The sequence below is a fragment of the Candidatus Zixiibacteriota bacterium genome (assembly GCA_040752815.1).
GTDB lineage: Bacteria > Zixibacteria > MSB-5A5 > GN15 > FEB-12 > JAGGTI01.
Map to the genome: position 1 here is coordinate 85750 of JBFMGC010000002.1, position 25441 is coordinate 111190.

A 25441-nucleotide genomic window follows, 5' to 3' on the forward strand; every position below is an offset into this window, starting at 1 on the left:
CCGGCGCGTCTCCCGGTGCGCCGGCTAGCCGTACACAGTTCATCCGTGACACGTTTTGAGCTTGCCTCCGGGACAGTATAACGTTACTCATTGCCGAAGTGTGACACTTACGGATGTTGTGAGAGCGCCGATCATGCACTCGGTCAGTAGGTTGATTCCGGTCATTTCCATCCTGACTTTCCTCGCCATAATCACCGGCTGCGGCCGGGGTCAGCAGGCCGAGAATCGCCTGTCTGACACCGCCGCTTCGGCCCAACCAGCGCCGCAGGACAGTCTCGTGATCGATCTGGTCGGTATCGACTCAACCACAGTACTTGACCTGCTTTTGGCAAAGCACCGGGTCGATTACCGTGTCACCGCCGGCGGGGCGTTCGTGGTGGCGATCGGCGACGCCAAAAACAGCGCCGAATACTTCTGGCTCTATTCGGTCAATGACACGATGGCACGGGTTGCCTGCGACCAGTATCTCACGCGGACCAACGACCGCGTACGCTGGCATTACCGCAAGGTCGGGATATGATCCCGGCTGCGACCGGGTATTATCTATATGTGAATTCACTTTAATGTTGCGCGTACAACGGAGTATCTCTTAATTCTGCCAGCACCTTAAAGGAGGTCATTATGGCTAAGGGAAAAGACAAACCGAAAAAAGAGACTAAGAAGCCCAAGAAGAGCAAGAAGAAGGGCTGCTAGTCTTGCCGAAGACGTAAGCGGCGGCACTCCCTGTCGTCACTGACACGGCCCGGAAGCCGCAAGCCGCCGGGCCGTTTTCATGTCTATTTCCGGCTGGCGTTTTGCCGGGGTCGGCATATATTTCCGACTACCATGAATAACACACTCGAGCGTATTGAACGGGGCGAGTTTTTTCTGATCGCCGGCCCGTGCGCGATCGAATCGGAACAGCTCTGTCTTGATGTCGCCGCTCGTGTCAATGATCTCGCCCGCCGGCACGATCTGCCCTATATCTTCAAGTCATCGTACAAGAAAGCCAACCGGTCGGCGGCGGGAACCTACGCGGGTCCGGGACTCGAAGCCGGTCTGATCGTGCTGAAGAAAGTCAAGGCTGAACTCGGTATCCCGGTGCTGACCGACATCCACGAAACGCCGGAAATCGGTCCAGTTGCCGAAGTCGCCGACGTCCTCCAGATACCCGCGTTCCTATGCCGTCAGACCGATCTGGTCGTGCAGGCCGCCGCGACTGGGCGCTGGATCAACATCAAGAAGGGCCAGTTCCTCGCACCCGATGACATGACCCGAATCGCCGCCAAGGCCGGCTCCGGGAAGATTATGCTTACCGAGCGCGGTTCAACATTCGGATACCACAATCTCGTGATCGATTTCCGCTCGCTTGTAATCATGAAGAAAACCGGCTGCCGGGTTGTTTTCGACGCCACCCACTCCTTGCAGTTGCCCGGCGGCGGCGACGGTGTCTCGCTGGGGCAGCCGGAGTTTGTCATTCCGATGGCCCGGGCCGCGATGGCGGTGGGAATCGACGGGCTCTTTGTCGAAACGCACCCCGAACCGGCTAAGGCCTTATGTGACGCCGGTGTCATGCTTCCAATTGACCGGATGGAGCAGTTGCTCGATTCAGTACTGCGTATCAGGGACGCCCTCAAATAGGCTGGTTATGAATAAACTCACGCGTACCGAATTCGTCGAGCGTCTGAAATTGATCAGGCTGCTGGCTATTGATGTCGACGGCGTGCTAACTGACGATTCGATCTACTTCGGCCCGGACGGATTCGAGCTGAAGAGGTTTAACATCTCCGACGGCTTCTACATGGTGCTGGCCATGCGCCACGGTCTCGAACTAGCGATCGTTTCCGGCCGCCACTCAGCCGCAACCGATACCCGCATGAAAGATCTCGGCATAAAACATGTGCTGCAGGCCAGAAAAGATAAAGTCGAGATGATCGCCCCGCTCCTGGCTGGCCTGCGCATCGGTTTTGAGCAGGTGGCATTCATGGGGAACGAGATTCTCGATATCAAACTCGCTCGCCGGGTGGCGCTGCCGATTGCTGTAGCTGACTCGGCCAAAGGCCTGCTCGACGAAGTAGCCTATGTCACCGAACGAAAGGGCGGGCACGGCGCGGTGCGCGAAGTATTGGAATGCTACTTTGAGGCTGTTGGAGTCAATCCGAAAGAGCTGGTGATCTGATGGACCTGATCAGGTATGCGCAGGAGGTGATCCGCAGCGAGGCGGGAGCGGTTGCGGCCATGGCAGATCGCCTGGGACCGAGCTTCCAGCAGGCGGTGGAGGCAATACTTGAGTGCAGGGGACGAGTCATTGTCGCCGGGCTGGGCAAATCGGGCCTGATCGGCCGCAAGATTGTCGCCACTTTCAACTCGACTGGTATCTCGTCGTTCTTTCTGCACCCGGCCGATGCCCTCCACGGCGACCTTGGCCTGATCCGCGCCGAGGATATCCTGATGATCATCTCCAAGTCAGGCCGTCAGGAGGAACTCGAGATGATAATCGCGGTGGCTCGGCGACTCGGTGTGACGATCATGGTGCTCGGCGGCAATACCGAATCGGATCTGTACCAGAAGGCCGACATCGCCCTGGACTGCTCGGTCGCCAGCGAGGCCTGTCCGAATAACCTGGTGCCGACGTCATCATCGACCGCCACACTGGTTATGGGCGACGCCCTTGCGCTCGCACTTCTCAAGGCCCGCCATTTCACCAAAGAGGATTTCGCCGAGCTGCACCCGGCCGGGTTTCTTGGGCGCAGGCTGCTTAAGCGAGTTTTGGAATATCATCACACGGGTGACTCGATCCCGCTCGTCCGCCCCGACGCCACATTTTCCGAGATGATGGTGATTATGAGCGAAAAGCGGCTGGGCTGTGTGGTCACGACGGATTCAGATCACAGGGTGACTGGGATTTTCTGTGACGGAGACCTGCGCCGCCTGCTGGAAAGGGTCGGCGACAAAGCCATATTCGGTTTGAGAGCGTCGGATGTCATTGTGAAGAACCCCAAGACGATTCGTCAGGATGCCATTCTCGACGCCGCCCTTGCGCTCATGGAGCAGAAAGAGATCACCCAGCTCCCGACAGTCGACGACCATGGCCGCTTGACGGGCGTGATACATTTGCATGACATCTTGAAATCGAAGCTGGTGTGAGTTCTGAGCTGATTGGCTGGATATCAGGTGGGGGAAACTACCCTGCCGTCACCAACGGTAACTATGGATCACTTTGAACGCCTCCTTCGCATCCTCGGAACCGCTCCGAAATCTCCCAGTCTTCAAGCGTTAACCGAGCTGGTAGCGGCCCATCTGACACGCATTCCTTTCGAGAATATCTCAAAACTCCATTACCTGCAACACTATAACCTGCGTGCGCTACCCGGCCTGGAGCAATACCTCGACGGAATCGAGCATTGTCACTTTGGTGGTACTTGCTACTCCAACAACTACTACTTCCACCTCCTGCTCCGGAATCTTGGATATCAGGTGAAGCTCTGTGGGGCGGACATGAACTACTCGGACGTACACGTCGTCAACCTGGTCGTTGTAGAGGGTCGGGAGTATATTGTTGATGCCGGCTATGCCGCTCCGTTTCTGGAACCCCTGCCGCGCGACCTGTCCCAGGACTACGAAGTTTCGCTCGGCCGCGACAGGTACTTGCTGAAGCCACAGGACGGCGATGGCCGATCAGTGATGCATCTTATTCGCGATGGTCAGTTGAAACACGGATACACAATCAAGCCTCAGCACCGGGCTATAGATTATTTCTCGGGTGTCATCGCTGATTCGTATCGCGACGAGGCCACTTTTATGAATGCGCTTCTGCTGGTGCGATTCTGGCCGGGCCGGTCGCTGGCGATTCACAATTTGACCGTGCTCGAATCTGCCGGCTCCCGCTGGAGCACCCGGCAACTCCCCGACCGCAACACCCTTGTTAACGCAGTGGCTGAACACTTCGCTGTACCGCGTGAAATCACGGCAGCGGCCCTATCCCGAATAGGCGAATTCCGCAACGCCTGGAGTTAATCATCGAAACGAATAACCGGTAATTGCCGTTTGCGATCGAAGACGGGGCGAGAATCCCCCATATCGTCGCTGACTCTCGCGACAGCCCGGCGAGATCTTCCGCTCACACTCTACTGGCCGTCGTCCGCGGCCACCAGCTCAGTGCGGCGGCGGTATAACGAGGTCAGCGACCCCAGCAATATCAGCGTGGTGCCCACCCACACCAGCGTGATCATCGGCTTCTTCGAGATATCGAGAATCAGCTTCTCCGGTGAAATCCCCGGCAATAAGCCGGGTATATCGAGCACCACCACTCCCTGGTCGGCTATGATCTGACGAATCGACGCCTGATACTTCCGGCCGTTGAGCGAAATCTCGGCCGGTTGGCTCTCCACGCCCGTATCGCCGCTGCCCTGAATCACCTTGGGAGCGATGGTCTGCGCACTGTCGCCATGCGCGACGATTATCTTTGCGGCAACAGACATCCCGGCTGCGCCCATCTCGTCATGACCGCCGATTTCGAATTCCTCAAACGTAAAGGTGTAGTCGCCTTCCAGCTTGGTCTCACCCTTTCGCAACGCCAGCCCGCCGCCCGACTTGCCCTCCTCCACCTGCATCGGGGCGAGATACAGATCGTACGCCAGCGCGCGGTTGATGTACGGCTTGCGCATGATGCCGTCCATGCGCGCCGAGTAATACAGTTGCGGCCGCACCTCGCGCGGACCGGACCCATCATCGAGCGACAACAAAAGCTCGTTTTTGGGATGATCAATAGCATCCCTCATCCCGTTGTAGCCCACAGAGACGCCGTAATGCTGTGAGGCCACTGTTTTCCCCTGCTCGACAACCAACCGCTCGTTGGAGTCAAATGCCGACGAGGCCATCACGCCGACCAGCATGACACCGAATCCAAAGTGCGTAAGCGGCGCTGCGGCGAAACGAATCCGGTCGGGAAGGTACCCGGCCAGATGAATCAAGTTTGACACCGCCGCCATCGCAGCCGCCGCGTAAAACAACAGCGTCATGTAGTCACGCACGCCCGCAATCAGCGAAATCACGACCGAGGCTATGAACAGTGCCAGGGCGGGTATGAGCGGCTTGCGAAACTCCGGATTGAACAAATACACGAGCATGCCGCCGACAACCAGACTGAACATGACCGCAAACACCATCGTAGCGTCAAGAATCAGATAGAACAAGCCGAACCCGATCACCACACAGGACCCGACTACTACAAGGCTCTTTTGAAGCCCGTTTTCGAGACGGTATCCGGAGAATTTCACATGCGGCACAAGGGTGAGCAGAAACGCCATAACCACCGCCAGCGGCACGGCGAAGCTGTTGTAGGTCACGATTTCGGCGGCACGGGGTTCATCCGAGAACCATCCGGACAGTATTGGCAGCGATGACCAGAACAGCACGATCAGGCCGAATACGAACAGCACGGCCACCGAGGCCACCAGCGAGAATTCTTTTCCGAAATAGTTGTAATTGATCGGAGCGGACTGAATGCTGCGCGCCCGCCAGAAGAAGACCGCCATCGAAGACACGGCAAAGAACGCCATGAAACCGATCAGGTTGACATTGATCCCCAGGTCGGTAAAACTGTGAACCGAGAAATCGGCAAGCACCCCGCTGCGGGTCAAAAACGTACCGTAGATGACCAGCATGAACAGGAATATCGCCAGCAGCAGATTGCTCTTGCGCAAGGCGCCGGTCCGTTTTTCAACTATGAGTCCGTGAATCAGTGCTAATGAGATCATCCACGGCACCATGGACGTATTCTCCACCGGATCCCACGCCCAGTATCCGCCCCAGCCGAGCGTCTTGTACGCCCAGTAGCCACCCATGACATTCCCCATGCCGAGAAACAGGGCAACCGTAGCGACCCACGGGAAGGCCCGCTTGGTCCAATCGGTGTAGTCGTTCCTGATCATGGCCGCCAGCGCCAGCGCAAACGGCACCGCGGTCGCCGCGAAACCGGTGAACATGATCGGCGGATGGATCACCATCCACGGATCCTGCAAAAGCGGATTGAGCCCCTGGCCGTCGGCCGGCACCCCACCCGGAATGAGCGCAAAGGGAGACAGCTTTATCAGCAGGAACAGCAGGAATAAGTTGACTGTCGAGTAGACCGCCATGCCGTAGTTCGTGTAGCGGCCGCCCCGCCGCAGAATCAGCAGCCCCCAGAATCCGCAGAGGAGAAGCCAAAGCAGATACGTCCCCTCCTGTCCGCCCCAGAACGCGGAGAGAACGTAGAACGGTTGCTGCGCCCGCTCCGAGTAAGCCGCGACATACTTGAACGCATAGTTGTGAGTGAAAAAGGCGTAGTACAAACAGCCGACAGCCAGTACGGTGAAGCCCAGAAAGGCATAATACGCTCGTGTGGCGAGCGATCTAAGTTCTTCGCGGCCGCGGGCCACGAGGAAAAAGGCCGCGCCGCTGATAAGATTCATCAACAGCGCCAGCCATATAGCTAATTGACCGGGTACTTCGGGTCCCAAATCTATCTCCTAAAGTCGGTCGACTTGTCACAACAACGGTTTCAAACAAACTCAACTTAAACGACCCATCATAGGTCTTTTGACGGTTATACGCAAACTGAAACGCTCGGACTAAGATGATGTTCCGGGGGTGGCGGTATAGTTAAGTCGCTAATCCATGAAGAGATAGCGGCGCCAGCGATGATCGTTGGCGCTAAGATGGCGCTGAATGAAGGTAATATGCGAGGGGCGCGTGGGTTTCTTGATCAATTGCAGCCCGGCTTGCTCAGGGGTGCGGTCGCCCTTGAGATTATTGCATTTGATGCAGGCGCACACCATGTTTTCCCAGGTATCGGTCCCGTGAAGCTTGCGCGGGATGACATGATCTATAGTCATCGCCCCGCGTCCGGTGCCGCAATACTGGCAACGGTGGCCGTCGCGGACGATTATGTTTTTACGGGTGAGCATGATATAACGAAAGGGCACCCGGCGGTACTCGGCCAGCCTGACCACCGACGGCAGCGCGAAACTGCGCGAGACTGAGTGTACTTTGAGACCGTCGGCGGTTTCCACCATCTCAGCTTTTCCCTGGAATAGTAACACAATCGCCCGTCGCGCCGAACAGACCGTCAGCGGTTCATAGTTCTGATTGAGCATCAGAACATTGCGGTTTATTACCGAGCCGTTACTACCAGCCATCTTGCTACCCCTTAAACAGTTAACGGAAATGCCAGGTTGAGGAGATAGGTTCTGGCTGGGCCGGCCACCCGACATCGCCGTCAACAGACAGGGGCCAAACACCTGTTATGGGGGTGAAAAGTAGCGCAAAACCGCCGGAAGTCAACAGGATTCTGGTGACGGGCGGCGCCCCCCGGTGGGAAGCTCGGCAAAGAAGTCCGCGAGGCTTCGCGTCAGTACGTTTCCCTCTTTACGCTCCCGAAGCGCATCGCAAGACGGTGCGATCCCTCTCGCATCGCGTAATACGAGTCGTCAACGATGGATGGAGCCCCGCTCCCGTCGGTTCACGGCGTCAGCCTACATGCAATACGGCAGAGGTCGCCCGGTCAGGAAGAGATAGTCTATAAGGATGGTAATATCGCCGATCGAGATATCGCTGTCGGCGCCCTGCTGAGGATTGGAACCGCCCGACAGATTCATGTCGGCCTCGCCGGGACACCAGAGAGCTCTCCTGCTCACGAAGAGATGATCGATCAGCGTGGTCGCGTCGCCGATAGTCGGTTCGTCGCCGTCAAGGCCGTTTACATCGCCCACTCTTCCCGTGCAGCAGACCACGGACGTAGCCACAATCAACGGGGAGTTGGATAGTTGAGATTTGTTCCCGACCTCGTCACACGTGCGCAGTGCGAAATAGTAGCCGAGTCCCGGAGTAAGACCCAGGACCAGCACCGAGTCCTTCTGGCCTGCCGGGGAAGGGATAGGGACCGCAGCGATCATGGTAGCAGCCTGCCATTCGGCCTCGGTATTCAGTGGGCCCAGGCTAAGCGGTTGAAAGCGAATATCGTAGCCAGTCGCCTTGCCGACATAGCCGTCGTCGCCCGGAGCCGTCCACTTGAGCTTGATCCCGCCGGTGGCGTCGGGACCGGCGACCGCCTGGTCCTCACTAAGTGCCAAGGTGGGCAGAAGCAGAATGGCCAGAATTGGGCGAAGCGTTTTCAGGAAAGCGAAAACGCGCGCTCGAACATGGTATAGCCTAACGCAATAACTCATTTCCACACAAAGCGCTTGGGCCACTCCAACGCGACAGAATGTTTGTTTGGGGCTGCCTGCCTGCAGATCAGTAGATCCTGATTAGCCGAGTCCTATCACCAGCCATGACCGGTCGGCAAAGGTAAGTACGATAATCGGCAAACCTTAAGCGAAAACTATCGAACCCTTCTCGATCTGTCAAGCAAAGAACACAATAAAATGCCCCTTATACCTCTCGGGGATAATACCTACAAAGCGGGGAAATGGTTCCCAATCAAACCACGTAGCCGCCGTCGAGCGGCCAGTGTGCGAAGTCGTTCTTGCCGATACGGGTAAGGTCGCGGGCAAGCAGTTGCGAGTCCCTAGTCACACGCTCGCGGGTCTTGCGCTCGTGAATGCGCTGAAGGTGGAAATCGCGTGTGGCCTCGTCGAACGGCATCCGCTGAGGATTGACAAACCTGACTGCACCGTCGCAATCGCGTGCGGTGAGTAGTTGATTACGGTTGTAAGTGCTTGGCGAGAACGGAATATCGAGAAGGCCGGTTTGAAATGCGAGAATCGCCCCACGAGCCAAAGAACCGCGACCGAGCGATTCAATCTGCGCCATAACCGCATCCACCTGTTTACGGAGGCGGGTCATTTCGGCCTCGATCCGGGCCTGATCAACTTTGACATGGGCCGCTTGCTGAACTCCCTTACGAGTCAACTGCAGGGCCTCGCCGTTGTCTTCCTTCGACGGAATCTTGTAGGCTTCGACCGGGGACTTGACCATAAACCGCGAGGCTTTCGCCAGTGCTCCCGTGGTCGAGGAATTAACAATTACCTCGCGAGCCTTGGCCGGATCGGTAGGGAAGGCTGCCATATAGTGATGGTAGACCGTCGAGACGGTACAGTGAGGGAAACCATACCTGCTCAAATACTGCTGTGTGGCGGTTTCGAGCACCCTGAGGCTGGCGATGTCCTGAATCCGGTTGCCCTGCTCGGCCAGACCGACACTAAGGCACTGGACGCCTGTTCGGGCGGAGAGCACTGACTGGACTATGTTCACACAGATTGGAATGGTCGGTTCGATAAGGCTGGTCGTCAGCGGTCCGAAAAACTCCCGGTTGATCACGATCCCGTACTGGCGGAAGTACAACCCGGTCAGCTTGTCGACGTACTTCCAGTACCTCAGGTTGTCGACCGGCGAGAGCTTCTTGTCGTAGGGGAACAGATAACAGATAAACCCGCCCTCGAGTGAGGTCGCCCCACCGGCCAGCGCAATCTCATAGACTAAGCGGTGATCAGGCGAGCCCGCGCGGATTTGAAACGGGGTTTCGATTGCTTGCACGATCTGCTCCACTCCCGGCACGCCGTGCACCGGCACCGGGTACCCGTTGAGAAACGACCGCTTCCCTTTTTCTGTTCGGCGGACTCCCTCCTCCGCCTGGGCGTACATATTCTTGCGGCTGGCGGCGTCGAGCTGAATCGACGAAACATCGAGCCCGAACCCCCGCAGGTACCGGAGAAGGTCGATCTGGTCGCTGACATGGGCCACACCGGTGCGAGGCTGCAGTAGAGGACCGCCGTCGTTTTGCATTCGGTCTACGATCACGTTGTGCAGGTTTTTGGAAGGAACGGTGTGGTTCTTCCTGACATCGGTCGTCAGCACGGCGCTGCCGGTTTTCCATGACTCCAGCACTTCGGTACGGGTGGCAGCAAAGACCTCGTCGGACATCGGGTCATCGCTGACAGTTTCGAGATTGGCCAGTATGGGAAAGTCGTCCGCGACACGATCCGCTACCGGCTGCTGCTTCATGCCCCGGCGATGAAGGTCGGCGGTTAGATTCTCCATGATGACTTCAAGCGTCACCGGCTTGGGAGCGACAAAATCGAAACCCATTTGGAGATACTTCTTTTTGGTGATCTCGGCATCGTCGCTTACGGACAAATTGCCGCCCAGATACCACAGCCGAGGTGTAGAGTCGGCCAGTTTGTACGCCGCGAGCTTGCGCGCGAAACCGTGGAGATAGAGATCAGCGTGGCCGTTGTTGCAGGAGATCATGATAATGTCGTATCCAGGCGCCTGATGAAAAAAGTCGTCGAGCTGATTCAAAATGCCGAGATTGCGGGCGACAAAACCGGCCTCGCGAAAAGCGAGAGTCAGGAGGGCCATGCCGACCGCGTGGATATCGTCGCCGACACTGCCAATGAGAACGCGATATGCTTCTTTCATGATAGGTATGTCGTGTAATCGAGGAATCCGCTTTACCGGCCCGGGGTCAGACGGCTTGGCGCGTCGGGCTGGAGGCATTTCCGAATCGCGGTTTCAAGCAGGATGTCAATTGTATCCACCAGCGGTACCGGGAATTCTTCTGGCTTGAATACCAGAGGGAGTTCGGAGCACCCGGCAACAATCGCCTCGGCGCCGGACTCAATCAGAATCTGTGCGCCCTGGCGCAGCCGCTCTTTGGGCTGGCCGGTAACATTACCGGCTTTGATTCCCCAGGGGGCATAAATCGGTTCGGTGAAGTAGAATTCCTGGTCCTTATCGCGTAGCACCAGCGCCTCGATATCGCGCTGGAGAAGTTGCTTTTGAAACAGGCCGAGCTTGATTGCTCCTGTCGATGCGATCACGCCGACTCTTTTCAGACCCAGATCGCGGCAGCGCTCAGCGGTGTGGGCGATGCCGTCGAGAATAGTCGCTTGCGAGTGCTCCTGCAGTTGGGGAATGAAGTAGTGCGACGTCATGCAGGCCAGGACGATGTAGTCGGCGCCCATCCGGTTGAGGATTTCAACCGAACGCCGAAGCTCAGGCAGCGGGCTCGGCTGGCCGTAGAGAATGCCGGCGGTGCGGTCCGGGATTTGCGTGTTGTTGTGGACAAACGTCTCGACATATTCCTGATCAGTCTTGGCCGGGGTCAGCTCGATCAGACGCTTGAAAAAGTAGGCCGCCGCCACTGAACCCATGCCGCCGATAATGCCCAGCCGGGGACGATTTTGCTTGACCAAGATGATACCCGCTCTAAGTAAATGTAAACCGGTTCTTGCTGTTTCTGAACTACTTATCGGTCAACCGTATCGACAGGTAAAAGGTTCACTCAAAAAACTGCCCGAGTTCCGGTAAAACCGGCGCTATTCATGGCGATCCCCGCTGTCGGCAGGCCGATGATTTGCGGTCCGGAAAGCCTCCAGAACCGTCGCAGCAATCGCCCGGTAGCCGTCGGGGTTCAGGTCGACCTTGGTCCGGGCCAGGTCATGCCGAAGATACCCCGCCGTGTCGGCCACGGCCGAGCGCCAGTCAGCTACTGTGATTCGGTGCTTGTGGGCGTACTCGGCCAGCCATTGGCTGTACGTCGCGACCGTGTCCCGCACGATATAATCCTCGTGTTCGTCCACCTCGAAATCATCTCTGGGAGGGATACAGGTGGTCAGGACAGGCTCGATACCGTAACATCGCGCCATCTCGGCCAGTGAGATGACGTAGTCGAGAATCTCCCGGGGCCGGCTATTGGGGCGAAAGTTGTACGAGCTGACCTCGATTACCACATACTCCGGCCCAAGTTCGATAACATCGGGCCGGAACCGAAGCAGGAACCCGGCCACGCGCTGTCCGGTTACACCCCGGTTGATGGCCTCAAAATCCGGGAAGTATTCCGCGAGCGGCCACTCGGCCATGACCTGGGATCCGAAGAAAACGATCCGGCCGGGAACGATGGTATCCGACTTCAGGGCCGCGTCGGCAGACTCGTAGGTACTCCGCCCGGAGAATTCGTCGACCACGTACAGGTATTTATCCAACCAGTAGTTGATATTCGTACGGTACTGCCAGGCCTTGTAGCCGACATAGATTATCGTCAGGTTGCCGATCAGCGAAACCAGCAGCACCATTCGCCATTTGCCTGTCATGAAGGTCTCTCCCCAGCGTTAGATTCCCGGCCACGAACCAGCTCCTGGAGAAAGCCGCAGCCAAGGCCGAGATGAATGGTTAGGAATATCGGCGGAGCCAGCACCAGGTGAACAATTCCGTGGCGCAGTGCAATCGCCATCGATGACACCAGTACCGCTGCGACATAAAGCCCGTACAGTACGGCGAACACATACCAGAACGCTGACAACCACAGCGCCACCAACGGCAACACCACGAGGCCGAGGGCGAAAAGTGGCGGAATGAGCGTGCCGATTCCGAGAGTCGCCGGGTGTTTGCGCGCGAGGCGCATTCGCCCGGTGCCGTAGCGGGCCATCTGTCGAAACAGGCCGGCGATTGAGTTTCGGGGATAATAGTAGACTGCCAGCTTCAGCGAGGTAAACGCTTTGAATCCTGCCTGGGCCACTCGGTAATTGAACTCGTAATCCTCGCTGGCGTCGAAAGTCTCGTCGAAATAGCCGACTTTTTCGAACACCTCGCGCCGATACGATGCTCCCGCGCTGGCCGGATTTACGAACATGTCCTTGTCGGTGTAGATTGTCGAATCAAGCCCGTGGCCAAGAGGCGACCGCCGCACCAGCGCCACCGCGGTTTGAAATGTCGCGTTCTCCGGGGTTTCGAGAAACTGCGGTCGGCTGAGCACGGCGACATTGTGCTCGGCCATCAAACGCGCCGTACTCTTCAGGAGCTGATCGTTGTCGATATAGGTGTGGCCGTCGATGAAGGTGATTATGTCACCCGTCGCGGCGCGGGCGCCGAGGTTTCGCGCCGGCGACGACCACCGCTTCGGATTGTGCAGATACCTGACCCGTGAGTCGCTCATCGAAAGTCGCTGCACGATCTCTGCCGTGTCGTCTATCGAGTCACCGACTCCCACAATGATCTCCAGCTTGTCTCGCGGGTAGTCCTGGTCCAGAAGATACTGGATGGTTCGGGCGATATACTTCGCCTCGTTGCGGATAGGCAGAACAACACTGATTTTGGGCCAGTTTTCCAAGATTAAGTCCTTATACATGATGGGTAAGGACAATTCTCGGTGCGGTCAACCTCAAAGCGAATGGGTGTCGGATCATTGGAATCGTAGGTCCAAGTCACTATCGTTCAGATGCTTGCCTACTCGGCAGAGGACCTTGGGTCGGCCACATGTATCGGCGCCCGGCCCCTGTTTACAGTTTTGTGGCTCTGATTATAGTTGGAGATCGGATAGTTGTTAGTTACAATGGAAAAGACAATTACTGACCCCAACTGAAGAGAGCGACTCCGAACGCGATACATCCTTTGCCGCAATAAGACCTCCTGCCCCGGCAGTCCTGCTAACCTCCAAGTAACCAGAACTATCTGCTCGGATACTTCCCGCCGTGCCATATGCCTGGTGGAAAGAAGTGTCCGATCGTGCTATCCGCAAAACTGAGTCCGTTGGTCATTGGCAATAAGATCGCCCCGCTGCCGATAGTGCAGGGCGGAATGGGCGTGGGCATCTCATTATCCGGTCTGGCTTCGGCTGTGGCAAACATGGGCGGTGTAGGCGTGATCGCCGCGGCCGGTATCGGCATGTACGAGAGCGACTTTTATACCAACTATCTTCAGGCCAACACTCGCGCGCTGGCAAGTGAAATCCGCAAAGCCAAACTGCTGACCGGCGGCATTCTCGGACTGAACATCATGGTGGCCTTCTCCAACTACGGCGACCTGGTGCGGACGGCGGTCGACGAAGGAATCGACATCATCTTCTCCGGCGCCGGACTCCCAATGAACCTGCCCCAGTATCTCGATAGCAACTCGACTACCAGGCTGGTGCCGATTATCTCCTCCGGGCGGGCGGCCGCGCTGATCTGCAAACGTTGGCTGAGCAAGTACGATTACCTGCCCGATGCGGTCGTGGTCGAGGGGCCCCGCGCCGGCGGACATCTCGGTTTTTCCGAGTCTCAGATATTCGATCCGGCCTTCGCGCTGGAACGACTCGTGCCGGAGGTGGTTGCGGAAGTACGAGGATTCTCCGAACGCTACGGCAAACCGATTCCGGTGATCGCCGCCGGCGGGATATACACGGGCGCCGACATTCGCGCTATCATGGAGCTTGGCGCCGACGGTGTCCAGATGGGGACTCGCTTTGTCGCCACGCACGAGTGCGACGCCAGTCTGGCCTTCAAGCAGGCGTACATTGACGCCCGCCCGGAAGATATCGTCATCATTCACAGTCCGGTCGGGATGCCCGGACGGGCGATCCGCAACGCCTACCTTGACGATGTCAGCGACGGTATCAAGAAACCGTACAGTTGTCCGTATCACTGCATTCACACTTGCGACTACAAGAACTCCCCCTACTGCATAGCTCACGCTCTCATAAGCGCCAAACGGGGTCGCTTCCGAAGCGGCTTTGCCTTCGCCGGCGCTAACGTACACCGGGTGACGGAGATCGTCTCGGTGAAAGAGCTCGTCTTATCGCTGATTGACGAGTACGAGCAGGCCGCCTTCGAGACTACCGAGCGCCCGGCCCGCCGCAAGGTCGTTTAGGGACTGTGGCGGTCATGTACCTTGCGGTGAGCCAGGTGCCCTGCCGCTTGCAGTGGGTGACGATTCCAAAATAACGCCCTATCGTTCACTCTTTCATGCCTGAAGCGTAAACCGGTAGCCTACGACTCCGCTGTAGGTACTTGGGATCTCTGAAACAACGCTCATACCTCAATCAAGTCCACCCGCAAAGGTACATCCTCCGCACCATGATAGCAACCGTAACTCGACCAGCGCCCCGATGGCCCACTCAGCCGGCAGCGGAGTGGGATTGATACGACCCTCGCGCAAGAAGCTGTCGGTCGGGTTCCGCGCGTTGCCCAATTGAGCGCGAAACCCGACAAATCCGCTGCAAAGATCGTAAGCACCCTCAGCCGAGTTGCGAGTCGCCCCCGGCACCAAATACCCACCAATTCAATCACCATTTCGATCCCTGCCGCAGAAATACGTGCCTCCCCCTAGCGCCCAGACGGGCCCTCGTTTATTGTAGATATAACTGTAGATTAACCCGCAATCACCCGTCCGCAGGTTGCTGGCGCTCTGATTGTGCGGCTATCACCAACGGAGAGGAAGGTTGGTTATGAAACGTTCCAGAGTTTTTCTCGTGACGACGGTGCTCCTGGCGACGCTGCTTTGGCTGCTCATGGCCGGAGTCGCAGGCGCCCATTGCGACGGACTCGATGGTCCGGTGGTGACTGCCGCCAGACAGGCGCTGGAAACCGGCGACATAAACTTCGTGCTGGTCTGGGTGCAGGCCGAGGACGCCCAGACGATCTTCGAGGCGTTCAATCAGACCCTCGCTGTTCGCAAACTAGGACCAGAGGCAATGGCCCTGGCCGACATGTATTTCTTCGAGACGCTGGTGCGCGTTCACCGGGCCGGCGAGGGCGCACCGTACACTGGCCTCAAGCCGGTGGGACGGGAAATCGGCCCGGTCCTCCCGGCAGCCGATAAGGCGCTGGTCGACGGCAATCTCGAACCGGTGGTGGGGCTTATTCTCGACGCGATTCACATAGGTCTTCACGCGCGATTCGAGGCAGCCATGGTCGGCAAGAACTACAAGGCCGACGATGTCGACGCCGGACGGGAGTTTGTCGAGGCGTACGTGTCGTATATACATTATGTCGAGGGACTTTACGCCCTAGCGGCGGGTGAATCGCATGGGCATGAGGTCGAACCAGAGACCTCGCCACAATCTCACGAACACCGCTGAGCGGGTGGTAACATTTCTCGCTGCGGTCCAACATCTGCAGGCGGAGGTGTGATCGTGCCCGGCCCCGCGCCGAAGCGCGGGGTCCTTATCTGCCGACGGATCGGAAAACGTGCCCGGCAGATGTCCACATCTGCCGGCGGAGGGCATCGCGCTCTTGGAGCAACGCCTACCAGACTCACCCCAGGGCAAGCTCTAGGGCACCGAGGGGTTTCTTACGCGAGAGTCATCTCAGTCCCACCCGCAAGCGGGGGGCCCCCCGGCAGGCTGGGGGGCACGTCGGCTTGGTCACCGGAGAGACCGCGCCCGGCCGGAACCCGCCGCCAGGACAACTCGTTAGGACATCTGAGGCCACCGTGGGTTTCTTCGTCGTCGTCATCCTTGCCCTGACCCTTGTGTACGGCTATATCGGCTGGCGCATGATCGTGCCGGCCACTTTCAGTTTGCCGGTTAGTTTACTGCTCTGGGCACTAATTGTCGCCCTGCTGATTCTTCCCTTCGTGCCCATCTTCACTCGGATGCAAGGTTCGCACCCGTTCTGGGCCGACCCGTTGGCCTGGGCGGCCTACCTGAGCTTCGGGTTCATGACCTTGTTGTTCGCGTTCTTGATTGCGAAGGACGTGTCGTTTCTGGTGGCCGGCGTGGTTCAGAAGTCGGCGCACTGGATAGCGCACCTCTTCAACGGGGCGGACATTGTCGCCGACTCGGTCGATCCGGAGCGACGCCGAATGCTCACGAACGCGGTCAATGTGGGGCTGCTCGGTGTGTCCGGCGCCCTGACCGGCTACGGTCTTTTCGAGGCGACGCGCACGCCGCGGGTGATCGAAGTAGATGTACCCCTGGCTAATCTGCCGCCCGCGCTCGACCGCTTCCGGATTGTGCAGATCACGGACCTTCACGTCAGCCACACCATCAAGCGCCCGTGGGTGCAGGCGGTGGTCGACACGGTCAACAGCCTCAATCCGGACCTGGTGGCGCTCACCGGCGATTTGGCCGACGGCTCGGTCGCGCGGCTTCGTGACGATGTCGCGCCGCTCGCCGACCTGACGGCCCCCACGGTCGATTCTTCATCACCGGCAATCATGATTATTATTCCGGAGTCCAGCAATGGGTCGATGAGGCCGCCCGGCTCGGTTTCACCGTGCTCCTGAACGAACACTGGGTCATCGAGCGCGGCGACGCCCGCCTGCTGTTGGCGGGTGTGACAGATTATTCCGGCGGCCAATTCCGCGCGGATCACACCACCGATCCGCATCTCGCTCTGGCCGGCGCGCCGCCGACACACACGAAAATCCTGTTGGCCCACCAGCCGCGCAGTGTTTTCGAGGCGGTCAAAGCGGGATATGACTATGTTCTGTCCGGCCACACCCATGGCGGGCAGTATTTCCCGTACCATTTTCTGGTCGCGCTGGCCCAACCGTATGTTTCAGGGATGCACCAGCACGGCGACACTCGTATCTATGTCAGCCGTGGTACCGGCTACTGGGGACCGCAGATCAGAATCGGCGCACCGTCGGAGATTACCGTGCACCGGCTGATTTCGACGTGATTAGGGTGATGTCGACCCGGCGCAAAACATCCTGCTGAGCTTGTCGAAGCATGACGTTTGTTCTGACCATGTCAGCCTTTGACAAGCTCGGGGTGACCTAAGTGGTGGGCGGACCCGAGCGTTGAGCGGCATATTTTGCCAGCACTCCGTAGCGAGGCTACCTGTAACGGATCTTCAGAATCAGTATCGCCGAGGCAATCACCAGCGTGACAACATTCGCCAGTATCACCGGCAGGGAATCAATGATGATCCCGTAGATGAGCCATAGGGCGATACCGGTGCAGATTACCACGTACATCCAGAGAGAGATATCGCGGGTCGACTTGCTTTTCCAGATTTTCAGGAGTTGCGGAACGAATGCGGTAGTCGTGCAGGTTCCGGCAATCAGACCGATGAGGGTAGCTGTGTTCATAAAGCGTAGTTCACAAGACGCGTGTTCCGTGCGCGGCAGAGCCTGCCCCGGACTTGATCCGAGGTCCTCGTCTGCCCGAGTATCGAGGACAGATTCGGAAGGGGCAGACCGGGAGGTCTGCCGCTCACGAGTGAGATATCCGTGGGTTGGGTGGGGTGCCAGCGTTGTCATGTCCTATTTGATGTCGAGGATGTCCCGCCTCAGCAGCTCCAGCGCCGCGTTGACCGCGCGCGTGCGGTTGATCGGCCGCTCGGTACCGAAACGGTAGTGCTTCGCGTACGCGGTGTGGGCCGAGGCGAGCCCGATGTATGTCGTGCCCACGGGCTTCAGTTCCGTGCCGCCGTCGGGGCCGGCTACTCCGGTGATCGAAAGCGCGTAGTCACTCTTGAAGAGCTTCCGGCAGCCGGTCGCCATCGCCAGCGCACACTCCTCGGAAACCGCACCGTGCTGATTCAGGATGTCCTCGGTGATTCCAAGCTGCGCTGTCTTGACGTCGTTATCGTAGGCAACGACACCGCCCCGAAAATACACAGATGCCCCCGGTATATCGGTAATGGCCATGCCCAGCTGTCCCCCGGTGCACGACTCGGCGACTGCCACTGACTTGTCATTGTCCCTGAGCAGTTGCCCGACAACTCCGGCGAGAGTATCATCGTCGCGCCCGTAGATGTAATTGCCGACCGCTTTCTCGACATGCCGGGCCAGGCGAGCCGCTTTCTCGTCGGCGTCGAGTTTGGAAGCCGCTGTCGCTATGATGCGCAGGTCCACTGAGCCGAAATGCGGCAGGTATGCCAGCTTTACACCCGACTCGGTTTTCAGCTCCGGCGCTATCAGGTCAGACAGGCGCGATTCCCCCGCTCCCGTGGTTCGCAGCGTAATAGTACTTACCACCTGGCCGATATCGAGCCTCGCCAGATACGGCGCCACCTCATCGGTCATGATCTGGCGCATCTCCGCCGGCACCCCCGGCAGCGCGATGAACACTTTTCCCTTTTCAGCAATGCAAATTCCCACCGCCGATCCAATCCGGTTGGGGAAAAATGTCGCCCCCTGTGGCAGGAGCGCCTGGTTTTGACTGAGGGCGGGCATCTCCATGCCGCGATCGGCAAAACGGCGGCGGATCGCCTCCAGAACATCGTCGTTAAGGATCAGATTCCGCTTGAAGACCTTGACTATGGCCCGCTTGGTGAGGTCGTCGTCGGTAGGCCCCAGCCCGCCGGTGGCGATCACAACCTGCGAGCACTTGAGCGCGAGACGAAACGCTTCTTCCATCGCTTCGACTTGATCGCCGACCACGCTCGTGGCCTGGACCGTGAAGCCGAGACCGGTGAGCTGCCGGGCGATAAAAGGGGCGTTGGTATCGACCGTGTAGCCCAGCAGAATTTCGTCGCCGATCGTGATAATCTCAGCTTTCATCTGTCCGCACTTCCTGAAGGGGTCAAGCTACGCGAATCGGTTCACGGCGTAAATGGCAATCTGCACGAAGATGGTCGTGTGGACCCCAGCGGCGATATCATCCATAGTCACTCCCAGGCCGCCAGGCAGCTTTTCGAGCTGGCGGGCGGGCCAGAGTTTGACTACGTCGAAAGCTCGAAAGGCCACAAACGCGGCGATATACATCTGCAGAGAGTACGGCACAAACAGCAGCGACACAAACATCCCGGCCCACTCGTCGATCACAATCCGGCGGGCGTCGTGGCCCATAATCGGCTCCGCCAGCGACGCCACCGCGATGGCAAGCAGCGAGGACAGAACCGCGGCGCCTATAGTGAGCGACGGATCCCCTTTGAGCAGAAACCACCCGATCAGCCAGGCGGGAATCGTGCCCCAGGTGCCGGGGAATGGTTTGAGGTAGCCGGTGAAGAATCCGGACGCCAGGAGCTTGATCACAAAGTTCTTCATGCCCAGTCCTATTTGAGTACCGATTTGATCATGTGGAAGTATTTCACGATATAGTCCACCCCGGTCCAGACCGTCACCGCCGCGGTGATCCAGAGCAGCCAGCCGGAATAGTAACGATAGTCGAACTGAAGCCACACGCGCGCCGGATGGTCGAAATGCTCGAGGCTGCTGATCAGGCAGATATATCCCATGACCGTGCCGACTACGGTCATCTGGAGGAAGGTCTTCACTTTGGCCATCCAGGTGGGGGGAATGACCACCCCCTTGTAGGCGGCCAAAAGGCGCAGCCCGGTGACCGAGAACTCACGCCCGACAATCAGCACCACCGGCAGCGGGGAGGCGTAGCCGAGCGCGATAAACGAGATCAGCGCCGACGACACCAGGATTTTGTCCGCCAGCGGGTCCATAAACTTGCCGAACCCGGTGATCACACCCATCTTGCGAGCGTAGTAACCGTCGGCCAGGTCAGTCAAAGCCGCCACCAGAAACAGCCCGAGGGCGATCATCCGCATGTAGAAGTTGTCGACCAGGAAGAAAAACATGAAGACTGGCGCCAGGCCTATGCGGATGAGGGTGAGCAGGTTGGGCGTGTTCATGAACCAGCAAGGTAGGCGGTTGGCCGGCTGGTGTCAACCGAGCGGGCGAGGGTGGTATTGCCTCGCACCTGGACTAGCGAAGCGGGGATGGGCAAATAACCCGTGCGTGGTGGACGTCCTCATCCACCACGACCCGGCGCGCTCCAGAACAACTTGATATTCCAAATTGGCATATCAAGTTCAAACAGGTGGCCCCAATACTGATTGGCGAGCTACTTATCGAGTGCGCCGCACCCTACCCGTGAACACAATCTACAAATTCACAAACTGATTAATGGCGGCATCGAAGCGGCCCCCGCCCTACAATCCTTCTGCCACCAACTTGCTCAAAACTCCCCTTCGGCGCCTTCCTCCGAGTCCGCCGGGCGGCTGCCGGCCGCCTCCGGCTTTGCGCTCGGCACCGCGCGCACCTTCGCCAGAATCTCGTCGAATACCTGCTGATTGGTCTCGATAAACTGCCGCGCGTTCTCCCGTCCCTGGCCGAGTCGCGCCCCCTCGTAGCTGAACCAGGCGCCGGACTTCTCGATAATGTTCCGCTCCACCGCCATATCGAGCAGTTCGCCCGAACGCGAAACACCCCTGCCGTAGATGATGTCAAACTCGCACTCGCGGAACGGCGGCGCCACTTTGTTCTTCACCACCCGCACACGGGTTCGGTTGCCGACCACTTCCTGGCCGTCTTTGATAGCCGCGATACGGCGGATATCAAGCCGCAGCGACGCATAGAATTTCAGCGCGTTGCCGCCGGTGGTAGTCTCCGGGTTGCCGAACATCACCCCGATCTTCATGCGGATCTGGTTGATAAAGACAATCGCCGTGTGCGACTTGGACGTAATCGCGGTCAGTTTCCGCAGCGCCTGGGACATTAGCCGGGCGTGAAGCCCCATGTGCGCGTCGCCCATCTCACCCTCGATCTCCGAGCGCGGCGTCAACGCCGCCACCGAGTCGATCACGATAATATCGACCGCACCGGAACGGACCAGCGTCTCGGTGATATCGAGTGCCTGCTCGCCGCTGTCGGGCTGGGCCACCAACAGATCCTCGGTGTTGACCCCCAGCGCATGGGCATACTGCGCGTCGAGCGCATGCTCGGCGTCGATAAACGCCGCCTGCCCGCCCAGTTTCTGGGTCTCGGCGATCATGTGCAGCGCCAGCGTGGTCTTGCCCGACGCTTCCGGGCCAAAAATCTCAATCACCCGCCCGCGCGGTATCCCGCCTACGCCCAGGGCGTGGTCCAGCCCGATCGAGCCGGTGGGGATAGTCTCGACTTCGAGCACGGTGCCGTCGCCAAGACGCATAATAGAGCCTTTGCCGAAGGAGCGTTCGATTTGCGTGAGCGCGGCGGAAAGCGCTTTTTTGCGGTCGGCCGCGGTTGATGAGGACTGGGCCATCTCCGACCTGCCTTTCTTAAGCTGGATCTTACCTCGTTCCATGACGCGAAAGTTCGTCTATACGAACGGTCAAATATATCACTTTTGCGCCTGCCCCAATAATCATTTTGACCACTGTCAGATCCTGTCAGTGAAAATGCGGGTTGACACAAATGAAAGTGGGGAGTCTAAGGGCGCCGCCCCTTATATAGAGGCCTATAACTGTTTATATGTAATAGACTTAGAGCTCGCTCCTTATGCTGCTATTGCCAGACCACACTCTCACGAGGAGAAACGAGATTTGGCATCCTACTCTTGGGATTTTGCCTGCCCCAGCATCGCCTCGTGTAATCGCTCGTAAATCGACCCTTGAGGTGTCAGAGTCGATTTGAAAAGCACCAAACGGTCAAGCTTTGTCGGAATCGGCCGCGGTATAAAAGAATCCAGGTAGGCCGCCAGATCATCCACCCGGCGACCCTCCCGCACCCTCCCCAGGGTCAGATGCGCTTTGAACGGCCTCTTCTCTTTCTCAAATCGTAGCTCATGCATCCTGTGATCGATTTCCCGCGCCATCTGCGCGGCACCTTCAAGCGGCGCAGACCCTCCCACCCAAATCACTCGCGGTCTATTCAGATTCGGGAAGCCGCCCACCCGGTCCAGTTTCGTTTCGAACGGTTGGAAGTGAGAGGCCACTTGGTTAATCGCCGTCGTGATCCGCGGCACCAGCTTCAGGTCGGTGTCGCCAAGAAACTTGACCGTCAGATGGATGTTTTTCGCCGGCACCCACTTTACATCGGGTCCTTTGGGGCGAAAAACAGCAAGCAAGCGGTCAAGCTCGATCTCAACCTCGTGCGGTAACGGGAGGGCTATAAAAAGTCGGACCATCTTTATGCACTCCATCAAGAGAGACTGCACTCACTGACACGTCGCCAGGTAGTTTCTTATGTACTCTATACCTTCGGATTCGGCCGCCTTTGCATCCCTGACAGCTGACGACAGAGTTTTGAGGACAACGCTTTCCGCGTCGCGGGACCGAGGTGAGTCATTCCAGACCGGTCTCAGGCAGACGGCCGTATCAGCAAAGCACTTGGTCGCTCTCACCAGATCTGAAATATCTCCTGCGATGCTTGCCAGGAACTCCCTCGCGTAGCAGCGGGCGGAAAAGTAGTGGCTGGCGTAATAGCGCGCATGTGCGCAAATGTCGACACCGATCCGGTCCGGGTCACCGCGTTCAACGATATCGGCCCAGCGGCCAAGCGCAGTCGACCATGCGTCATAAGCTAGCGGCCCGTCCTGGTATTTGGGGCGATCATTCCATTTGCGCTGGTCGGCATGATCAACAGCCGTGCGGAGCGCCCTGAGTACCGCTTCGCTTTTCGACTGATAGGTTCTGTTTCCAGGTATGATCACTGATAGAATGTCAATACCGTTTCGACCCAGATTGTCGAATGGGAGGCTCACCGGCTCGCCTAGATAACTTAGTCCCAAATACACCTGGAGGCGGTGGTTGTACCCTGAGATGACCCCCCATTCGCTCTGGTGCATATCCCAGACCACGCAGGGAACCCCGGAATCCAGGGACTCGGTAATGCACCTGTGGGCTTCCTCGCGGCGTTCCGCGTCGCTTTCTCCCTCATCCCACAATCGTGAAATGTGGGTGCAGCCGTAGCCAACTTGCTCGAATGCCTCGGGTAGGACTTTTCTCCACTGGAACACACTCATGGCGCTCGGACAAAGGGTTGGAGAGGCCATGATGCGAAAAGCGAAGCCACTGCTTCCCATCAGCCACACCGGATCCAGCGCACCCGACAGGTGATGCAGGACAGTGGCTTCGCTCGCCATGTACGAATGAACGATTCCCGGCTCGCCCCTGCGAGCGGCATCGCGGTCGCGATACCACGTAAGTGATTTAAGCGATTCCATACTTTTTTGCTCTAGTTTCAAGCCTGTGGTCCCAGTTCGGCCTCGACAAAGCGCCGTCTGCTTCAGGAACAAGGTAGTGCGTCGATCGCAGGCAGAAGCAGCCTGATATCAAAATAAGAACTGCTAATCTGGCTGGCAAGGGCAGAAGGCCAATCGGCGCGTCACAAATCCGCTTTACGGGCCGGTTTGTAACGATTTTATTGCGACGGAAAGAATTGGCAGCAGGCGCCGATAGTGGTCTACTCAGCATCGGCGGCCGGAAGCGATGAGGCACAGACAACTATGAAGTACATACCGGAACCCTTTAAGATCAAAACAGTCGAACCGATCAAGATGACCACCCGCGAGTATCGCCGCAAGGCGATCGAGGAAGCGGGCTATAACACCTTTCTGCTCAAGAGCGAGGATGTCTATATAGACCTCCTGACCGACAGCGGCACGTCGGCCATGTCCGATGCCCAATGGGCGGCGCTTCAGCTCGGCGACGAGGCCTACGCGGGAAGCAAGAACTTCTACGATCTCGAAGAGACTATCCGCGACGTGTTCGGCTACAAGTACGTGGTCCCGACCCACCAGGGGCGCGCCGCGGAGCATATCATGTCGCGGCTGCTGATCCGTCCGGGCGACTATGTCCCCGGAAACATGTATTTCACTACCACCCGTCTGCATCAGGAACTGGCAGGCGGGAAGTTTGTCGATGTCATCATCGACGAAGCCCACGACACCACCAGCAACCATCCGTTCAAGGGGAATGTCGATATCGCCAAGATGCAGCGGCTGGTGGACGAAGTCGGCGCCGACCGGATACCGTATATCAGCTACGAAACCTGCGTGAACATGGCGGGCGGCCAACCGATTTCTATCGCCAATCTTCGCGAGCTGCGCAAGTTCTGTGACAAGTACAACATCGCCATCATGCTGGACAACACCCGCACGATCGAAAACTCTTATTTTATTCAGCAGCGCGAGCCGGGTTATGCCCACAAGTCGGTGAAAGAGATCGTGAAGGAGATCTGTTCCTACACCGACGGCTGTACCTGTTCGGCCAAGAAGGACTGCCTGGTCAATATCGGCGGTTTCCTCGCCATGAACGACGAGGAGTTCTACATCAACGCCAAGGCACAGGTGGTCATCTACGAGGGGCTGCACACGTATGGCGGACTGGCCGGCCGTGACATGGCGGCGCTGGCGCAGGGGATTCGCGAGGCGGTGACCACCGATGATTACATCCGCTATCGAGTCGAGCAGACCAACTACCTTGGTGAACTGATGAACCAATACGGCATCCCGCACGTCATTCCGCACGGCGGGCACGCGATTTTTATCGACGCCAAACGGTTCCTACCCCATATCGATCAGGATCAATTCCCCGCACAGGCGCTGGCCGCGGAAATCTATGTTGAGACCGGCGTCCGCACTATGGAACGTGGCAATGTGTCATCGGGGCGCAACCCGGAGACCGGCCAGAACCGCCGCCCGAAACTCGAACTGGTCCGGCTGACTATTCCACGGCGCGTGTACACGCAGAGTCATCTCGATTACACCGCCGAGGGAATCGCGCAGCTTTACAAGCGTCGCGATCAAATCAAGGGTCTGAAGTTCACGTTCGAGCCTCAGCAACTCCGTTTCTTCCAGGCCCGTTTCGAGCCGCTGGTGTCCGTCCCGCAGCCGGTGGGGTGAGGCGGATTAGCCCAGCCTTGTAGGTCAGGAGGTTTATCCTCCTGACACCAAGATGTCAGGACCGCAAGGGTCCGGACCTACGGGAATTATATTGTCCTCCAGGCACTTCTTGACCGGGAGGGCGAATTGTCTTGGATAACCCGCCCTCCCTTAACCAAAGCTCCTGTCTACCTTGTCTTCACGGGCCGAACGCAACCACAACCACAGGAGCTCTTA

Annotated in this window: 24 protein-coding genes; 10 read left to right on the plus strand and 14 right to left on the minus strand. The window is 58.2% G+C overall.

Going from position 1 to position 25441, the window contains the following annotated elements:
- Positions 1-118 precede the first annotated feature (118 nt).
- From AB1772_01145 to AB1772_01165, 5 genes are all read left to right on the plus strand, one after another.
- Entirely contained in the window at positions 119-520 is a 402-nt protein-coding gene (locus AB1772_01145; protein MEW5794941.1) for a DUF4430 domain-containing protein, read from the plus strand.
- Positions 521-825: 305 nt separating this feature from the next.
- A complete protein-coding gene (gene kdsA, locus AB1772_01150) occupies positions 826-1620 on the plus strand; it encodes a 3-deoxy-8-phosphooctulonate synthase (protein ID MEW5794942.1) in 795 nt (264 codons plus the stop codon).
- 7 nt (positions 1621-1627) lie between these two features.
- Complete coding sequence (locus tag AB1772_01155) at positions 1628-2158, plus strand: hypothetical protein (protein ID MEW5794943.1); 531 nt, start codon at positions 1628-1630, stop codon at positions 2156-2158.
- Positions 2158-3126, plus strand: a complete 969-nt coding sequence (locus AB1772_01160; GenBank protein MEW5794944.1) for a KpsF/GutQ family sugar-phosphate isomerase — start codon at positions 2158-2160, stop codon at positions 3124-3126. Before AB1772_01155 ends, AB1772_01160 begins: the two co-directional genes overlap by 1 nt.
- Positions 3127-3189: 63 nt before the next feature.
- Complete coding sequence (locus AB1772_01165; GenBank protein MEW5794945.1) at positions 3190-3996, plus strand: arylamine N-acetyltransferase; 807 nt, start codon at positions 3190-3192, stop codon at positions 3994-3996.
- Positions 3997-4106: 110 nt separating this feature from the next.
- On the opposite strand, the gene ccsA is transcribed toward AB1772_01165, so the two are convergent.
- The 7 genes from ccsA to AB1772_01200 all read right to left on the minus strand — a co-directional run bounded on the left by ccsA (position 4107) and on the right by AB1772_01200 (position 13069).
- The gene (ccsA, locus tag AB1772_01170) at positions 4107-6479 is read right to left on the minus strand and encodes a cytochrome c biogenesis protein CcsA (GenBank protein ID MEW5794946.1); all 2373 of its coding nucleotides are present in this window, start codon (positions 6477-6479) and stop codon (positions 4107-4109) included.
- Positions 6480-6629: 150 nt separating this feature from the next.
- Positions 6630-7157, minus strand: a complete 528-nt coding sequence (locus AB1772_01175) for an HNH endonuclease (protein ID MEW5794947.1) — start codon at positions 7155-7157, stop codon at positions 6630-6632.
- Between the two features lie 336 nt (positions 7158-7493).
- On the minus strand, positions 7494-8186 hold the full coding sequence (locus AB1772_01180) for a hypothetical protein (protein ID MEW5794948.1): 693 nt from the start codon (positions 8184-8186) through the stop codon (positions 7494-7496).
- 253 nt (positions 8187-8439) lie between these two features.
- A complete protein-coding gene (locus tag AB1772_01185) occupies positions 8440-10380 on the minus strand; it encodes a methylaspartate mutase subunit E (protein MEW5794949.1) in 1941 nt (646 codons plus the stop codon).
- 32 nt (positions 10381-10412) lie between these two features.
- Positions 10413-11156: an amino acid racemase gene (locus tag AB1772_01190; protein ID MEW5794950.1), complete on the minus strand. Its 744-nt coding sequence runs from the start codon at positions 11154-11156 to the stop codon at positions 10413-10415.
- Between the two features lie 123 nt (positions 11157-11279).
- Positions 11280-12053 carry a GDSL-type esterase/lipase family protein gene (locus AB1772_01195; GenBank protein MEW5794951.1) on the minus strand — a complete coding sequence of 258 codons (774 nt, stop codon included), beginning with the start codon at positions 12051-12053 and terminating at the stop codon, positions 11280-11282.
- Complete coding sequence (locus tag AB1772_01200; protein MEW5794952.1) at positions 12050-13069, minus strand: glycosyltransferase family 2 protein; 1020 nt, start codon at positions 13067-13069, stop codon at positions 12050-12052. The genes AB1772_01195 and AB1772_01200 overlap by 4 nt, the downstream gene beginning before the upstream one ends.
- Before the next feature lie 395 nt (positions 13070-13464).
- Here AB1772_01200 and AB1772_01205 point away from each other — a divergent pair, with 395 nt between their 5' ends.
- The 4 genes from AB1772_01205 (at position 13465) to AB1772_01220 (ending at position 17342) form a co-directional block, all read left to right on the plus strand.
- Positions 13465-14586, plus strand: coding sequence for a nitronate monooxygenase family protein (locus AB1772_01205; GenBank protein MEW5794953.1), 1122 nt, complete (start codon positions 13465-13467; stop codon positions 14584-14586).
- A gap of 577 nt (positions 14587-15163) precedes the next feature.
- Positions 15164-15796, plus strand: a complete 633-nt coding sequence (locus tag AB1772_01210; GenBank protein ID MEW5794954.1) for a DUF6448 family protein — start codon at positions 15164-15166, stop codon at positions 15794-15796.
- 353 nt (positions 15797-16149) lie between these two features.
- Positions 16150-16944, plus strand: coding sequence for a hypothetical protein (locus tag AB1772_01215; protein ID MEW5794955.1), 795 nt, complete (start codon positions 16150-16152; stop codon positions 16942-16944).
- Complete coding sequence (locus tag AB1772_01220; GenBank protein ID MEW5794956.1) at positions 16863-17342, plus strand: hypothetical protein; 480 nt, start codon at positions 16863-16865, stop codon at positions 17340-17342. The genes AB1772_01215 and AB1772_01220 overlap by 82 nt, the downstream gene beginning before the upstream one ends.
- Before the next feature lie 157 nt (positions 17343-17499).
- Here AB1772_01220 and AB1772_01225 read toward each other — a convergent pair whose 3' ends face one another.
- From AB1772_01225 to AB1772_01255, 7 genes are all read right to left on the minus strand, one after another.
- Positions 17500-17754 carry a SemiSWEET transporter gene (locus AB1772_01225; protein ID MEW5794957.1) on the minus strand — a complete coding sequence of 85 codons (255 nt, stop codon included), beginning with the start codon at positions 17752-17754 and terminating at the stop codon, positions 17500-17502.
- Positions 17755-17928: 174 nt separating this feature from the next.
- A complete protein-coding gene (locus tag AB1772_01230) occupies positions 17929-19170 on the minus strand; it encodes a competence/damage-inducible protein A (GenBank protein ID MEW5794958.1) in 1242 nt (413 codons plus the stop codon).
- Between the two features lie 27 nt (positions 19171-19197).
- Positions 19198-19656, minus strand: a complete 459-nt coding sequence (locus AB1772_01235; GenBank protein MEW5794959.1) for a phosphatidylglycerophosphatase A — start codon at positions 19654-19656, stop codon at positions 19198-19200.
- A gap of 8 nt (positions 19657-19664) precedes the next feature.
- Entirely contained in the window at positions 19665-20252 is a 588-nt protein-coding gene (gene pgsA, locus AB1772_01240) for a CDP-diacylglycerol--glycerol-3-phosphate 3-phosphatidyltransferase (GenBank protein ID MEW5794960.1), read from the minus strand.
- A gap of 326 nt (positions 20253-20578) precedes the next feature.
- The gene (gene recA / locus AB1772_01245; GenBank protein MEW5794961.1) at positions 20579-21643 is read right to left on the minus strand and encodes a recombinase RecA; all 1065 of its coding nucleotides are present in this window, start codon (positions 21641-21643) and stop codon (positions 20579-20581) included.
- A 288-nt stretch (positions 21644-21931) separates the two neighbouring features.
- Positions 21932-22507 carry an RNA 2',3'-cyclic phosphodiesterase gene (thpR, locus tag AB1772_01250; protein MEW5794962.1) on the minus strand — a complete coding sequence of 192 codons (576 nt, stop codon included), beginning with the start codon at positions 22505-22507 and terminating at the stop codon, positions 21932-21934.
- A gap of 30 nt (positions 22508-22537) precedes the next feature.
- Positions 22538-23545, minus strand: coding sequence for a hypothetical protein (locus AB1772_01255; protein ID MEW5794963.1), 1008 nt, complete (start codon positions 23543-23545; stop codon positions 22538-22540).
- A 282-nt stretch (positions 23546-23827) separates the two neighbouring features.
- On the opposite strand from AB1772_01255, the gene AB1772_01260 reads away from it, so the two are divergent.
- A complete protein-coding gene (locus tag AB1772_01260; GenBank protein MEW5794964.1) occupies positions 23828-25225 on the plus strand; it encodes a tyrosine phenol-lyase in 1398 nt (465 codons plus the stop codon).
- The last annotated feature ends 216 nt before the right edge of the window (positions 25226-25441 follow it).

Coding starts and splice junctions, on each gene's coding strand:
- thpR (MEW5794962.1), bottom strand. CDS start 22,507: ATGGTCCGACTTTTTATAGCCCTCCCGTTACCGCACGAGGTTGAGATC.
- AB1772_01210 (MEW5794954.1), top strand. CDS start 15,164: ATGAAACGTTCCAGAGTTTTTCTCGTGACGACGGTGCTCCTGGCGACG.
- AB1772_01180 (MEW5794948.1), bottom strand. CDS start 8,186: ATGAGTTATTGCGTTAGGCTATACCATGTTCGAGCGCGCGTTTTCGCT.
- kdsA (MEW5794942.1), top strand. CDS start 826: ATGAATAACACACTCGAGCGTATTGAACGGGGCGAGTTTTTTCTGATC.
- AB1772_01230 (MEW5794958.1), bottom strand. CDS start 19,170: ATGAAAGCTGAGATTATCACGATCGGCGACGAAATTCTGCTGGGCTAC.
- AB1772_01225 (MEW5794957.1), bottom strand. CDS start 17,754: ATGAACACAGCTACCCTCATCGGTCTGATTGCCGGAACCTGCACGACT.
- AB1772_01235 (MEW5794959.1), bottom strand. CDS start 19,656: ATGAAGAACTTTGTGATCAAGCTCCTGGCGTCCGGATTCTTCACCGGC.
- AB1772_01185 (MEW5794949.1), bottom strand. CDS start 10,380: ATGAAAGAAGCATATCGCGTTCTCATTGGCAGTGTCGGCGACGATATC.
- AB1772_01165 (MEW5794945.1), top strand. CDS start 3,190: ATGGATCACTTTGAACGCCTCCTTCGCATCCTCGGAACCGCTCCGAAA.
- pgsA (MEW5794960.1), bottom strand. CDS start 20,252: ATGAACACGCCCAACCTGCTCACCCTCATCCGCATAGGCCTGGCGCCA.
- AB1772_01260 (MEW5794964.1), top strand. CDS start 23,828: ATGAAGTACATACCGGAACCCTTTAAGATCAAAACAGTCGAACCGATC.
- AB1772_01255 (MEW5794963.1), bottom strand. CDS start 23,545: ATGGAATCGCTTAAATCACTTACGTGGTATCGCGACCGCGATGCCGCT.
- AB1772_01160 (MEW5794944.1), top strand. CDS start 2,158: ATGGACCTGATCAGGTATGCGCAGGAGGTGATCCGCAGCGAGGCGGGA.
- AB1772_01175 (MEW5794947.1), bottom strand. CDS start 7,157: ATGGCTGGTAGTAACGGCTCGGTAATAAACCGCAATGTTCTGATGCTC.
- AB1772_01195 (MEW5794951.1), bottom strand. CDS start 12,053: ATGACAGGCAAATGGCGAATGGTGCTGCTGGTTTCGCTGATCGGCAAC.
- recA (MEW5794961.1), bottom strand. CDS start 21,643: ATGGCCCAGTCCTCATCAACCGCGGCCGACCGCAAAAAAGCGCTTTCC.
- AB1772_01155 (MEW5794943.1), top strand. CDS start 1,628: ATGAATAAACTCACGCGTACCGAATTCGTCGAGCGTCTGAAATTGATC.